This window comes from Actinotignum sanguinis (genome assembly GCF_003957255.1).
GTDB classification, from domain to species: Bacteria; Actinomycetota; Actinomycetes; order Actinomycetales; family Actinomycetaceae; genus Actinotignum; species Actinotignum sanguinis.
The window spans coordinates 124,271-138,837 of the sequence record NZ_QDIE01000003.1; the positions used below are offsets into that span (position 1 = coordinate 124,271).

At 65.0% G+C, this 14,567-nt stretch carries 5 protein-coding genes; all 5 read left to right on the top strand.

Annotated features, from left to right (window positions below; translation table 11 throughout):
- The first annotated feature begins 47 nt into the window (after window positions 1-47).
- The 5 genes from DDD64_RS01875 to DDD64_RS01895 all read left to right on the top strand — a co-directional run bounded on the left by DDD64_RS01875 (window position 48) and on the right by DDD64_RS01895 (window position 14,481).
- A complete protein-coding gene (locus DDD64_RS01875) occupies window positions 48-923 on the top strand; it encodes a biotin--[acetyl-CoA-carboxylase] ligase (RefSeq protein WP_164545876.1) in 876 nt (291 codons plus the stop codon).
- A 2-nt stretch (window positions 924-925) separates the two neighbouring features.
- Window positions 926-2,680: an acetyl/propionyl/methylcrotonyl-CoA carboxylase subunit alpha gene (locus tag DDD64_RS01880; protein ID WP_126134764.1), complete on the top strand. Its 1,755-nt coding sequence runs from the start codon at window positions 926-928 to the stop codon at window positions 2,678-2,680.
- Between the two features lie 89 nt (window positions 2,681-2,769).
- Complete coding sequence (locus DDD64_RS01885; RefSeq protein ID WP_241227337.1) at window positions 2,770-4,374, top strand: acyl-CoA carboxylase subunit beta; 1,605 nt, start codon at window positions 2,770-2,772, stop codon at window positions 4,372-4,374.
- A gap of 135 nt (window positions 4,375-4,509) precedes the next feature.
- On the top strand, window positions 4,510-13,563 hold the full coding sequence (locus DDD64_RS01890; RefSeq protein ID WP_126134765.1) for a type I polyketide synthase: 9,054 nt from the start codon (window positions 4,510-4,512) through the stop codon (window positions 13,561-13,563).
- Between the two features lie 111 nt (window positions 13,564-13,674).
- Entirely contained in the window at window positions 13,675-14,481 is an 807-nt protein-coding gene (locus DDD64_RS01895) for a DNA glycosylase AlkZ-like family protein (protein WP_126134766.1), read from the top strand.
- Window positions 14,482-14,567: the final 86 nt, after the last annotated feature.

Consider the following 14,567-nt stretch of genomic DNA (forward strand, 5'->3'; position numbering starts at 1 on the left):
GCATTGGTAGGTTAGCGGCGGGGTGGCCCGCCGGAAAGAAGGCTGAGGTGAGTCACGTGCATTCAGGAAACGTGCTCTTCCCGCGTACCGCGAGCGCGCTCGGGGAAGTAGGGGTCCCCGGTGCGGCGCTCCTGCACACCGACCTCACCACATCCACCCAGGATGACCTGGCCGAACTCTGGCTCAGTTCCGCGGGTGCGCAGATGCCCGGGCTGGTGCGCGGCCTTATTTCCGATAGTCAAAGTGATGGGCGCGGGCGGATGGGCCGCTCCTGGTTCGCCACGAAAGATGGCTCTCTGCTCTTCTCGGTTCTTCTTGCGGTACCGGAAGTGGTGCGCGCGGAGCTGAGCTGGGTCACTTTTGCCGGGGCCCTGGCCGCGCGCGCCGCCCTGGAAAAGCTTGGCGCTCGGGTGGGGATCTCCTGGCCGAATGATATTGTCACCCGCCCGCGGGCCGCGAAAGTCGCCGGCGTGCTGGGTGAAGTCGTGAGTACAGACGCGGCCGGGAATATCGGAATTGTCCTCGGGGTAGGAATCAACCTGGGCTTGCGGGCCGAAGAACTGCCCACCCCCACCTCCGCCTCCCTTGCTACCGCCGGATTCCCGGTTCCCAGCCGGGATGAGGTAGCCGCCGCCTACCTGCGTGAACTGGGGGAACGCTTGGCCGCCCTCATGTCCTCCTGCGGGAGTGGGGAAGGTAGCGCGGCGGAACGCGCCGGGCTCCTGGCCGAACTCAACGCCACCTGCGACACCCTCCGCGATGGCATCACCGTTAACCGCCCGCGCGATACTCCGGTGCGCGGGCGCGGGGTGCGTATTGAGGCCGACGGCGCCCTTGTGGTCGCCACCGCTGCCGGTGACGTGCGTATTTCTACCGGAGAAGTCTCGCTTGTGGGTCGGCTAGCGCCCTCGGAAGGAAAGTAGTGATGAAAAAAATTCTTGTTGCCAATCGCTCCGAAATCGCCGAGCGCGTTATACGTACCGCCCACGATATGGGGATGAAAGCGGTGGCGGTGTATGCCGACGCGGATCGCGAAGCGCAGTTCGTTGAGGATGCCGATAGCGCCTATGCGCTCGAAGGTACCGCGTATGCAGATACCTATATGAATATTGAGAAAATCATCGCGATTGCGCAGCGTTCCCACGCGGATGCCGTGCACCCCGGCTACGGTTTCCTTTCCGAAGTTCCCGAATTCGCCACCGCCGTTATTGAAGCGGGCCTGACGTGGATCGGCCCGGCCCCCGCGGTGCTCCATCGGCTCGGCGATAAAATCCAGGCGCGCCGCCTGGCCGAATCAGTGGGCGTGGCCCCGGTGCCCGGCGTTTCCGATCCGGTGCAGGGGCGCGCCGGGGTGGACGAGTTCGTGGCGCGCTTCGGTTTCCCGATTGTCACCAAGAAGGCCGACGGCGGGGGCGGGCGCGGTATCACCATCCATAATGAAGCCGCTGACCTGGACCGCTTCTTCGCGGCCCACGGAGCGGATCTCGATTCCTATTTCGTGGAGCGTTTTATCCGGACCGCCCGCCATATTGAAACGCAGTCGGCGCGCGATTCCCACGGGAACTTCGCGGTGATCTCCACCCGTGATTGTTCGGCCCAGCGCCGCAACCAGAAACTCATCGAAGAAGCACCCGCCCCGCTGCTGCCCGGGAACGCGGAAGCAATTGTGACCGAGTGGTCGCGCCGGCTTTTCGAAGCGGTGGATTACGTTGGTTTGGGCACTTGTGAATTCCTGGTGGAACCCGACGGGCGGGTTAATTTCCTGGAAGTTAATCCGCGCCTCCAGGTCGAACACACCGTTTCCGAAGAAGTAACGGGAATGGACCTGGTGCGCGAACAGATCCTGATCGCCTCCGGCGCGGAACTCTCCCAGGTTCCCGCCCCGCGCGCCCACTCGTTCGAATTCCGTATTACCTGTGAGGATCCGGCCACCGGTATGGTTCCCTCCACCGGAACCATTGAAAAAATCCGTTGGCCCCTCGGGCACGGGGTGCGTATCGAATCGGGGATTGAAGAAGGCGATATTGTGACTGCCGATTTCGATCCCATGCTTGCCAAGCTTGTGGTGACCGCCCCGGATCGGGAGCAGGCCATTGCCCGTTCGCGCCGCGCGCTCGCGGAATTGCAGATCACCGGGGTGGCCACCCCCTGCGCCATGTACCGCGATGTGCTGGCTATGGAGGATTTCGCCGGGCATATTCCCTCTACTCGCTGGCTGGAAGATACCGTGCTCCCGAGTTACGAAAATGCGCAGGCCAGCACCACTCCGGCGCCTGTCAAAGATGAGGAACCGCGCCACACCTTCGTTATTGAAGTGGATGGGCGGCGCATGCGCATGACCCTCCCGGCCGCGCTCATTGCCACCGGTTCGCACGTGGCCCGCCGCACCCTGCAGCCGCGCCGTTCCCAGGCGGTCTCCCGCACCGCGATGCCGGCCCAGGACCTTACCGATCCGAGCGGAATGGTGAATTCACCCATCCAGGCAATTGTGGTGCGTGTGGTTGTGGAACCGGGGGATAAGGTGCACGAAGGAGATCTGCTCGTCGTGCTCGAATCCATGAAGATGGAAAGTTATGTTTATTCGCCGCGCGATGGCGAAGTGACGGATGTGGAAGTGCGGGCCGGGGCCACCGTGGCTGCCTTCCAGCCCCTCGTGCGGGTGGTGGGTGCCGATGCCTAAAAATACGCGGGGCTGGTATATGCGCCTTGGCCCGTGCGCGCTAGCGCACCACCACTCGAGTCCGTGCCCGCACGTAGCGAAGGAGAATCATGTCGCTGACTGAATTACGATCCGCCCACGAATGGCAAACCTTGGATCATAGCGCCCAGCAGGTGGATCGGGTGCGTTTCGCGGAATACCAAAACGACCTGGCCCGCCAGGCCGAGGAACGCGCCGCGAAGCGCCAGCACGCCCACGGTAAAAAGACCGCCCGGGAGCGTATCGCCTTGCTGTGCGATGAAGGAAGTTTCACGGAGATCGGGCGTTTTGCCGGGGGCAACCTCGGGCGCGGTTTCCAGGGTGCCGCGGTGGTGACCGGAATTGGCCAGGTGGATGGTCAACTGGTGGCCGTGTACGCCCAGGACTTCTCCGTATCCGGGGGCACCCTGGGTGAAGCCGAGGGCGATAAAATCGTGGCCCTCATGGATAAGGCCCTCGAGCTGCGCATCCCCATGGTCTCGCTGCTTGATTCGGGTGGCGCCCGTATCCAGGACGGCGTCGTCGCCCTTTCCCAATACGGCCGCATCTTCAAGAAAACGATCGCGGCATCGGGCATTATCCCGCAACTTTCCGTTATTCTGGGGCCCTGCGCGGGCGGTGCGGTGTACGGCCCGGCGCTCACCGATTTCATTATTATGACGCGTGATAACGCGCATATGTTCGTGACCGGACCGGACGTTGTCAAAGCAACCACCGGCGAAGAGGTGTCTTTCGACGACTTAGGCGGGGCCACCCTCCATAATTTCCAATCCGGGGTAGCCCACTACCTGGCCGCCAATGAGGATGATGCGCTCGATTACACCCGCACCCTCCTCACCTACCTTCCCGCGCATTGCGATGCCTCGCTGCCGCGCTGGGATTATGAGGAAACGGCCGCGGATACCCAGTGCGCCCGCCACCTGACCGATCTGGTACCCGCCTCCACCAAACAGCCCTACGATATGCTCGACGTCATCGCGAACCTCGTGGACTACGGGGAATTCGTGCAGGTCCAGGAACATTTCTCCCGCTCCATCGTGGTGGGATTCGCGGCCTTGGCCGGGCAGTCCGTGGGAATTGTGGCCAATCAGCCGCTCGTGGACGCCGGCACCCTGGACGTGGATGCCTCCGAAAAGGCCGGGCGCTTCGTGCAATTCTGCGATGCTTTCCACGTGCCGGTTATCACCCTCGTGGATGTGCCCGGGTACCGGCCCGGCACCGAACAGGAACAGGCCGGGATTATCCGCCGCGGTGCGAAGTTGATCTGGTCCTACGCGAATGCGACGACGCCCCTCGTCACCGTGGTGCTACGGAAAGCCTACGGGGGCGCCTATATCGTGATGGGGTCGAAGTCCCTGGGTGGGGACCTCAATTTCGCGTGGCCCGGTGCGGAAATTGCGGTGCTCGGCGCCGAGGGCGCGGTCGCTATTACAGGCCGACGGCGCCTGCGGGAAGCTGAACAGAACGGTGAAGATGTGGCGGCGGTGCGCCAGCAGCTCATCGAAGAGTACACCCGCGATAACGTCAATCCTTTCCTTTCCGTGGAACGCAGCGAATTGGACGGCATTATCGCCCCCGAAGATACCCGGCGGGTGCTCATTGAATCCCTGCGCATCCTCGCCACCAAAGACTGCTCGCATCCGGGCGAGCGCCGGCACGGGAATATTCCCATGTAGCGGCCCGCCTCGAGTGGCGTAGCGGATCGCTTACCCATAAGTACGTCATCCGGAAAGCTCCACCGCCACCTGTGACCTTTCATTTTTCTCAAGAATTGCCTCGCGGGATCTCCCGCACCTAGCAGAAAGAACACTATGACCAGCGTGTATGAATCTCTGACGGCCACCCCGCCCGCCAGCCTCTGGATCCTCCAATTCGCCGGCCAGGGAACCCCCTGGCGCACCGAATTAGATGAGCTGCTCACCTCCGCGCAGCTGCGCGCCGACCTGAGCGCGGTGGATGCGGCGGCCGAAGAAATCCTCGCCCCGGTGCTCCCCGAACTCACCGTGATTTCGGCCGGACGCCTCGACCTGCTCGGCTTGCGCGGCCCGGCCAGCGCCGGGCGGGCCCCCCACACTTCGGTTCCCGGCATCCTCCTCAGCCAGTACGGGGCCTACCGCGATCTAGCGGTGCGCCCCACCGCCACCATCGGGCATTCTCAGGGCGTGCTAGCCGCGGCCATGGTGGAATCCAGCGAGCCGGCTAGTATTTTCGCCCTCGCCCGCCTCATCGGGGCGGCTGCCTCCAAGATCAGCGGGGAACTCGGAATTACCGCCAGCAAGGAGGCCAGCCCCATGCTTTCGGTGCGGGGCGTGGGTGCCCCGCTGCTGCGCCGGCTGGCCGCCAAGGTCCCGGATGCGGATGTCGCCATTATTAACTCCCGGGAAGCCTGCGTGGTATCCGGGTGCCCGGCGGCGCTCACCGCGCTGGTGGCGCTCATCGAACGCGAAGCCGAACGGGAAGCGCGCGCTCGCGCCGATAAGCTCACCGGTGGGGAAGCCCTCCACCCGGTCTGCGAATTCCTCAACGTGGGAGCGCCGTTCCATTCGCCGCCCCTCGAGCCGGCCGTGGCCCTGGTGGATTCCTGGGCGGCCCGCTGCTCCCTGAGCGTGGAACGCAGCGATGAACTCGCTCGCGCGGTGCTGACCGCCAGCCTGGACTGGACCGCGGAATTCGCCGCCACCCTGGAAGAAGCGGGTGGAAAGGGCACCCCGGTGGGCTTCGTGGTGGACCTGGGCCCGGGCCCGAACCTCAAGACCATCGCCCTGGAAAACCTGGCTGGTACCGGAGTGAGCTACGTGGATGCCTCCACCGCCGCGGCCCGCGATGACCTGGTGACCGGAGTGGCGCGGGTGACCCGCACCCGCGATTGGTCCGACTACGCCCCCCAGCTGCGCCAGATCAAGGGGCATACCTACCTGGATACCGCTTTCTCGCGGCTGACCGGGCGCAGCCCGATTATGCTTGGCGGGATGACCCCGACCACCGTGGACGGGGAAATCGTGGCGGCTGCCGCCAACGCCGGGTACTGGACCGAGCTCGCCGGGGGCGGGCAGGTCTCCGAAGAAGTCCTGGCTGAGAACCTCTCCACCCTGCGCGAGCACCTGGAACCGGGCCGGGTGGCCCAGTTCAACACCATGTTCCTGGACCGCTACCTGTGGGATCTCCAGTTCGGATCGCGCCGGCTGGTCTCCCGCCAGCGCGCCGCCGGGGCACCCCTGGATGGCGTGGTCATCAGCGCCGGTATTCCCGAGAAGGAGGAAGCCCTCGACCTCATCGCGCGGCTGCGCGCCGAAGGTTTCCCCTATATTGCTTTCAAGCCGGGTACCGTGGCTCAAATTCGCCAGCTCGTGGAGATCGCCAAGGCGTGCCCGGGTGCCCCGCTCATCGCGCAGGTGGAAGACGGCCACGCTGGCGGGCACCACTCCTGGGAGAACCTGGAAGATCTACTTATCGCAACGTACGGCCAGATGCGTGAGGCCGGGCTCATTATTACCGTGGGCGGCGGGCTGGGCATTCCCGAGCGCGCGTCGTCGTTCCTCACCGGAACGTGGGCACAGGCCTACGGTATGCGGCCCATGCCCGTGGACGGCGTATTCATCGGGACCGCGGCCATGGCCGCGAAAGAAGCGAAAACGAATCCTGATGTGAAGCAGCTGCTCGTCGATACACCCGGCGTGAGCCCGGACGATAACGGCGGTTGGGTGGCGGCCGGCTCCACCCGCGGTGGTATTTGCTCCACCCAGTCCTCCCTGCACGCCGATATTTACAATGTGGAAAACGCGGCTGCCCGCGCCGCCCGCCTCCTCGTGGAAGTGGACGGGGACGCCGAGGCGATTGCCGCGCGCCGCGATGAGATCATCACCGCGATCAACGCCACCGCGAAGCCGTACTTCGGGGATATCGCGCATATGACCTACGCCCAGGTGCTGCGCCGTTACGTGGACCTGACCGTGCCGTGGGCCGACGACCCCACCCAAACCCGTTTCTGGGAAATGCTGCAGCGTTTCGAAGCGCGCCTGTGCACGGCCGAAAGCGGCGACGTTCCCACGCTCTTCCCCACTCAGGAAGATGCCGCAGCCGATCCGCAGGCCGCACTCGAGCGGTTCCTCGCCGCCTACCCGAGCGCCGAGGAACACACCGTTCTGGCGCAGGACGAAGCGTGGTTCGTGGCCCTGGCCTCCAAGTACCCCAAGCCGGTGCCCTTCGTGCCGGTTATCAACGAACAGGTACTGCGGTTCTGGGGTTCGGATTCCCTGTGGCAATCCCATAACCCGCGCTACACCGCGGACCAGGTACGCATTATTCCCGGCCCCACCTCGGTGGCAGCCATCACCAAGGTGGATGAGCCGATCGCCGAGATTCTGGGCCGCTACGAAGAAGACGCGGTTTCCCGGGTAGCCGCTGCCGGAGCGCAGGTCGAACCGGCCTTCTCCCGCGCGGCACGCGATCGCGAAACCTTCCTGCGCGAAACCCCCTTCATTGTGTGGCACGGTCACCTGGCCACCAACCCGGCCCACCTCATTCCGGAAGCGGAAATCCGCGATACCCCGGAGGGCCTGGAAATCTTCGTGCCCCTCGATACGCTCTGGGACGGCACCCAGGCCCATCAGCACGTGGTGCGGCATATGCGCATCCCGCTGCTGCTGCCCGAATCGGTAGCCACCGGCGGGCTGCCCGTGGTGGACGACGCGCGCCTGGAAGATGCCATGCGTGAGGTCCTCGCCGCGATGTCCGGGGTGGGTACCACAACGCTGGGGGGCACCCCCATCACCAAGCAACCCGAGATGATCGACGGCGTGGCCACCCTCACTTTCGCGGTCTCCCCGGAAATCAACACCCTGCACGCGGGGATCACCGCGCCGGCCGGGCGCACCCCGGCGGCCGTGCCCTCCGCGCTGCTCGGCTCGTGCTGGCCCACCATCTATTCCGCGATGGGCTCGGGCGAAGCCGATGGCTACCCGATTATTGAAGGACTGCTCTCCGGCGTGCACCTCGATCACCTTGAAAAGGTGAATGTGCCGGTGGAGGAGATCCTGGAAGCCGGGCAGCTCACCGCGCGTTCCTGGGTGGCCTCCGTGGCTGAGTCCTCGGCCGGCCGAGTGCTGACCATCCGCACGAATGTTTCGCGCGAAGATGGCACCGTGGTGCTGGAATTCCAGGAGCGTTTCGCGATGCGCGGGCGTGCTACCACCACCGAACTGCCCTCCGAGCCGGCCGCGCGCGGGGGAGTGGATGCCGATATTATCGACACCCCGCGCTCGGTGCTGCGCAAGGTTACCGTGCAGGCCCCCACCGATATGACGGCTTTCGCCATTGTTTCCGGTGACTTCAACCCGATTCACGTGTCCCGCAACGCCGCGCTGGTGGCGGGAATGGAAGCCCCGCTGGTGCACGGCATGTGGCTGTGCGCCGCCGCCCAGCACGCGGTGGCCGATCCGGTGGCCGGGCGCGCCGCCATGCATATCACCGGGTGGACCTACCGCATGTTCGGCATGGTTAACCTCGGTGACGCGGTGGATATCACCGTGGAGCGCGTGGGCCGGGTGCGCGGGGGCGGGCTTGCCCTCGATGTGACCGCACGCTGCGGGGATACCGTGGTTTCCCAGGCATCGTGCACCGTGAGCGCCCCGCGTACCGCCTATGTTTACCCGGGCCAGGGGATCCAGGCCCGCGGCATGACCCTCGATGATCGGGCAGCTTCCGCGGCCGTACGCGAGGTGTGGGAACGTGCCGACCGGCATACCCGCTCCGCCCTTGGTTTCTCCATCCTCGCCGTGGTGCGCGATAACCCGGTGGAGCTGCGGGTACGTGATGAGATCTTCCGCCACCCGGAAGGCGTCCTCAACCTCACCCAATTCACCCAGGTGGCGCTCGCGACCGTGGCCTTCGCCCAGACCTCGCGCCTGCGTGAACAAGGTTCACTGGTAAGCGGCGCTTACTTCGCCGGGCATTCCTTGGGCGAATACAATGCGCTGTCCGCCTACTCGCAGGTCTTCAGCCTCGAGGACGTGCTGGAAATCGTGTACCGGCGCGGTACCACGATGCATCATCTCGTGGAACGCGATGAGCAGGGCCGTTCGAATTACCGCATGGGTGCCTTGCGTCCCAACCAATTTGGGGTGGGCGACGACGCCGTGCGCGACTACGTCGCGCAGGTGGCTGCCGCTTCCGGGGAATTCCTTGAGATTGTCAATTACAACCTGGCCGGCGCCCAGTACGCGGTGGCCGGAACCGTGGCGGGCCTGGAAGCCCTGGAAAAGGACGCCAATGAGCGCGCCCGGCAGGCCGGGGGCAAGCGCCCCTTTATGCTGGTTCCCGGTATTGATGTGCCTTTCCACTCCAGCGTGCTGCGCACCGGGGTGGCCGAATTTGGGGATACCCTGCGCGCCATTGTTCCCGCCGATATCAAGCTTGAGATCCTCGAAGGGCGCTACCTGCCGAATCTGGTAGCTCGCCCCTTCGAACTCACGGAAGAGTTCTGCGATGCCATTCTTGAGGTTGTGCCCTCCCGTGTGGTGCGTGAGATTCGCGCCGACCTGCCCGCGCGCCTGGAGCGAGACCGGGTAGGTACCGCCCGCGAGCTGCTTATCGAGCTGCTGGCCTGGCAGTTCGCCTCCCCGGTGCGCTGGATTGAAACCCAGGATTACCTCATTGAGGCCGGGGTGGAAGATATCGTGGAAATCGGCCTGGCCGCTTCGCCCACGCTGGCGAATATGGCCACCCGCACCCTGGCGCTGCCCAAGCACGCCCAGCGCCACGTGAGCGTGTACAACGTCCAGCGTGACGCCAAGCGGGTTTTGCATGAGGATGTGGCCAGTGCCCCGGTTGCGGAGGACGCATTCGAGGAAAGCACCGCGGCCGCGGCCCCGAGCGCTGCCAACGGTGCCGGTGCGAGCGGCGGCGATACCGCTGCTGCGGCACCCGAAGCTGCGCCCGCTACTCCGGAGGCCCCGGCCCCCGCGGCTGCTCCGGCAGCGGCGGCCGCTCCCGCACCGGAAAGCGCTCCGGCGGGCGATGGCCAGCCGGCAGCGGATCTGCCCTTCCGGGCCGGTGACGCCCTGCGCGTTTTGCTGGCCTGGTCCACCAAGATCCGTGTGGATCAGATGGGGGATGCCGATTCGGTCGAAACCCTCACCAACGGGGTTTCCTCGAAGCGTAACCAGATCCTTATGGATATGACCGCTGAATTTGACCTGGCCTCCATGGACGGCGCCGCGGAGGCACCGCTCGCCACCCTGGTTTCCCAAGTGGATCAGGCCGCCCACTCCTACAAGCCTTTCGGGAGCGTGCTGCGCGAAGCTATCGCGGACCGGCTGCGTTCCCTCACCGGTGCGGCCGGCGCCAAGCCGGCCCGGGTGGCTCAGCGGGTGCAGGATACCTGGCAGCTCGGTGAAGGCTGGGTGGCGCACGTGACCGCCACCATCCTCCTGGGTACCCGGGAAGGTAAGTCGGTACGCGGCGATGAATTGGCGACCCTCCCGCTCGCCCCCACCTCGGCTGCGCAGCTCGATGACCTCATCGACGCGGCGGTACGGGCGGTGGGTGCAGCCCACGGGGTCAGCGTTGCGCTTCCGAGTGCCGGGAGCGGGGCGGGCGGCGTCGTCGACTCCGCGGCCCTGGACGCTTATGCCGAGCGTATGGACGCGATTTTGGCCGGAACCGCCCGCGATCTGCTCGCGCGCCTCGGGCACGATGAGCGCCCGGACACGCAGGCGAGCGCCGATGATCTGGCTCTGCGCGAAGCCATGAGCGCGGAACTGGGCAGCGGTTGGGAAGACTTCGTGACCCCGCGTTTCGATCCCGCCCAGGCCGTGCGCCTGTGCGACCGCTGGGCGACCGCCCGCGAGGACGTTGCCAAGATCGCCTTCGGGCGTGAGGTAAGCGCCAACTTCACCGGCGTTGGGGAAGAAGTGGCCCGCCAGGCCGAATGGCAGGCGGCTCGCAATCCCCAGCTGGCGGCGCGTTTCGCCAAGATTGCCCGTGAGGCGCGCGATACCACCCCCGGCATCTACGCCGGGAAGATCGCGGTTGTCACCGGTATGGCAGAAAACTCCATCGCCGGTGCGGTGGTGGCCGGGCTGCTGGCCGGCGGGGCAACCGTCGTCGCCACCTCCTCGCGTATCTCCACCGCGCGCCTGAACTTCGCCAAGAAGCTCTACCGCGAAAACGCCATCAACGGTGCCGAGCTGTGGCTTATTCCCGCCAACCTCGCTTCCTTCCGCGACGTCGACGCGATCACCGCGTGGATCGGTGCCGAACAGCGCGAAACCGTGGGTGCCACCTCGAAGCTCATCAAGCCGGCTCTTATTCCGGATCTGCTCGTGCCCTTCGCGGCGCCGCGGGTGAGCGGCTACCTCAGCGATGCCGGCCCCGAAGCGGAAAACCAGGCCCGAGTGCTGCTGTGGAGCGTGGAACGCCTCATCGGCACCCTCGCGAGCCTCGGAACCGATGCAGCTATTGATCACCGTATGCACGTGATACTGCCGGGCTCCCCGAACCGGGGCTCCTTCGGTGGGGACGGTGCCTACGGCGAGGTCAAGGCCGCGCTGGATGCGGTGGTCAATAAGTGGCGCGTGGAGCCGTGGGGCCAGCGCACCACCATTGCCCACGCGAAGATCGGGTGGGTGCGCGGCACCGGCCTCATGGGCGGGAACGACCCGCTGGTCGAAGCCGTGGAAGCCAAGGGTGTGCACACCTGGTCCACGGCGGAAGCCGGGCGCGAACTGCTCACCCTCTTCACCCCCGAATCCGTGGCCGCGGCCCGCCGCGCCCCGGTTATCCACGATATGACCGGCGGCTTGGGCGATATTAACCTGCCCGAACTGGCCGCCAGCATCACGCCGGCCGCACCCGCACCGGCTGCGAAGGACGCGCCGAGCGTGCGGGCACTGCCCAGCCCGGTGAGCATCCACCAGCCCACCATGGACCTGGGTGCTTTCGGGAAGGGTACCGCGAAGCCCGAGGACCTCGTGGTCATCGTGGGGCTGGGCGAAACCGGCCCCTGGGGCAGCTCGCGCACCCGGTGGGAAGCTGAACTGGGGATTCAAAGCGACGGCGATGTGGACCTCACCCCGGCCGGGGTGCTTGAGCTGGCCTGGATGATGGGCCTGCTCACCTGGTTCGATACTCCCAAGCCGGGCTGGTACACGCCCGAAGGGGAACAGGTTCCCGAAGAGGATATCTTCGAGCGCTACCGCGATGAGGTTGTGGCACGTTCCGGAATCCGCGCCTTTGTGGACGACGGGCCGCTGGCCGATATCGGGACCACCGATATCGCCCCGGTCTACCTGGAAAAGGACGTTGTTTTCACGGCCGGTAGCGAGGCGGAGGCCCGCGCCCATGCCGAAGCTGATCCGAACTTCACCAGCTTCTTCGAAGAAGACGGCGAATGGCGGGTGCTGCGCAAGGCCGGGGCACTGACCTATATGCCGCGCCGTACCACGCTCACTCGGCGCGTGGGCGGGCAGTTCCCCACCGATTTCGATCCGGCCAAGTGGGGGATTCCGGCGTCGCTCGTGGAGAGCGCGGACCGCATGGCTATCTACAACCTCATGACGGCGGTAGATGCCTTCCTCTCGGCCGGGTTCTCCCCGGCGGAGCTGCTCGAATACGTCCACCCGGTGGATGTCTCCTCCACGCAGGGCACCGGCTTTGGCGGGATGACCTCCATGCGCCGCCTGTACGTGGATCGTTTCCTGGGGAAGGATTATCCGCAGGATATCCTCCAGGAAACCCTGCCGAATGTTATCGCAGCGCACACCATGCAGGCGTACGTGGGCGGTTACGGTTCCATGATTCACCCCATCGGCGCCTGCGCGACCGCCGCCGTTTCGGTGGAAGAGGGCGTGGATAAGATCGCCACCGGCAAGGCCCAGTTCGTGGTCTCCGGCGCGATTGATGACGTGCAGGTGGAGTCCCTCATCGGTTTCGGTGATATGAATGCGACGGCGGATTCTGCCGCGATGGCGAAGAAGGGCATTAACCCGCGCTTCTTCTCCCGCGCCGGCGATCTGCGCCGCGGTGGCTTCGTGGAAGCTTGCGGTGGCGGCACGGTGCTGCTGGCCCGCGGAGATGTGGCCGCCCAGATGGGGCTGCCCGTCTACGGTGTGGTGGCCTATATCCGCTCCTTCGCGGACGGTATCCAAACCTCGATCCCGGCACCGGGCCTGGGAGCGCTGGCCGCGGGCATGGGCGGAGAAAACTCCGTGCTGGCCACGAACCTGCGCAATCTGGGCGTGAGTGTGGACGACGTCGCCGTGCTTTCCAAGCACGATACCTCCACCAATGCGAACGACCCGAACGAAGCGGAACTCCATGACCGCCTCTTCACGGCACTGGGGCGCAGCGAAGGCAACCCGCTTTACGTTGTCTCCCAGAAGACCCTGACTGGACATTCTAAGGGCGGGGCGGCGCTCTTCCAGATGGCTGGCATCACCCAGATGTTCGCCACCGGGAAGATCCCGGGCAATAAGGCCCTGGACTGCTCCGATCCGGCCTTCGAGGAACGTAGCTACCTGGTGTGGCCGCGCGACGTCCTCGAGGTGGGGGATATTAAGGCGGCCGTGCTGACCTCGCTTGGCTTCGGGCACGTCTCCGCGCTCATGATGCTCGTGCATCCGGCGGCTTTCGAGGCGGCTATCGCGCGCACCAACGGCGCTAAGGCAGCCCAGCTGTGGCGCGAGAGCGCTGATATGCGCCTGCTGGAAGGCGCGCGTCACCTGGTTGCCGGAATGGTCGGCCACGCGCCGCTCTACACCGAAACCTCGGTGGACGAGCGCTTCGCCGGGGATCGCCACGAAGGTGAAGCCGCGCTGCTCCTCGATCCGCGCTACCGCCTGGTGAACGGTAAGTACCAGCTGCGCTAAATCAGAGCGGGTACAGCCCATAAGAGCGGGGCGGGTAGGTTGTGATGACCTACCCGCCCCGCTCTATGCGCGCGGTTGCTTGTGAGCGGGCGCGAATGTTTGAATACTTTGATGGTGAATCCTGATAGTGAACCGCGGTATCGCATCGATATTGAAACGGCACGAAAAATTGCGGTGACGGCGCAGGGGCTCGCGCCGGAGTCTCGAAACTCCCGCCCCTCCATATCCGATGTTTTTCAGCGGCTCGGTTGTGTTCAGATTGATTCACTACAAGCTGTGCGCAGATCCCAAGAGCTGGTTCTGCTCGCCCGCGGGGTAGATAAACAAAGCTTGCCGCTACTTCACGAAAGTGCGACCGGGTTATTCGAAACATGGGGCCACGCGCATTCCCTCATGCCCAGAGCACTATGGCCGTTGCTTCATTGGCGTCGTCGCCTCATCAAAGAGCACGGTTTATCCGGTCCCCAGGTCGATCATGACGTCGCGCGGGCGGTGCTGGAGCGAATAGGTGAGAACGGCCCCGTGGCTCATTCGCAGCTCGGGCGTTCGGTGGGGCAGGGCTGGGACCGCGGCAGCCCTGTCAAAACGGCCTGTGAATGGTTGCTGAGCATTGGCGAACTCGCGGTGATCAGCAGGGACGATAAGTGGCAAAGAATCTACTGCACGCGCAAACAAGCAGCTTTACCAGACTCGGAGCTTCTTGATATGGAGACGAGCTTGCGCGAAACCGTTGCGGTAGCCCTCCGTGCCTTAGGAATTGCGCGCGTTGGCGATGTCGTAGACTATTTCAGGTTCCCGAAAAGCGTGAATATCCTCGAGCACTGTTTCGCGAATGGATATGTACCGGTTGAGGTTAGCGGGTGTGCCGGAACGTGGCGGTTGCGTCCGTTAGTGTGGTGTATCTGTATCCCGCGGTGATCCTCGTGTCGGTATACACAAAGGCGACCATCGCGGGTACCTTTCGAATCAACTCCTACCTATCCTCGAAAGGAGATACCCCGCAA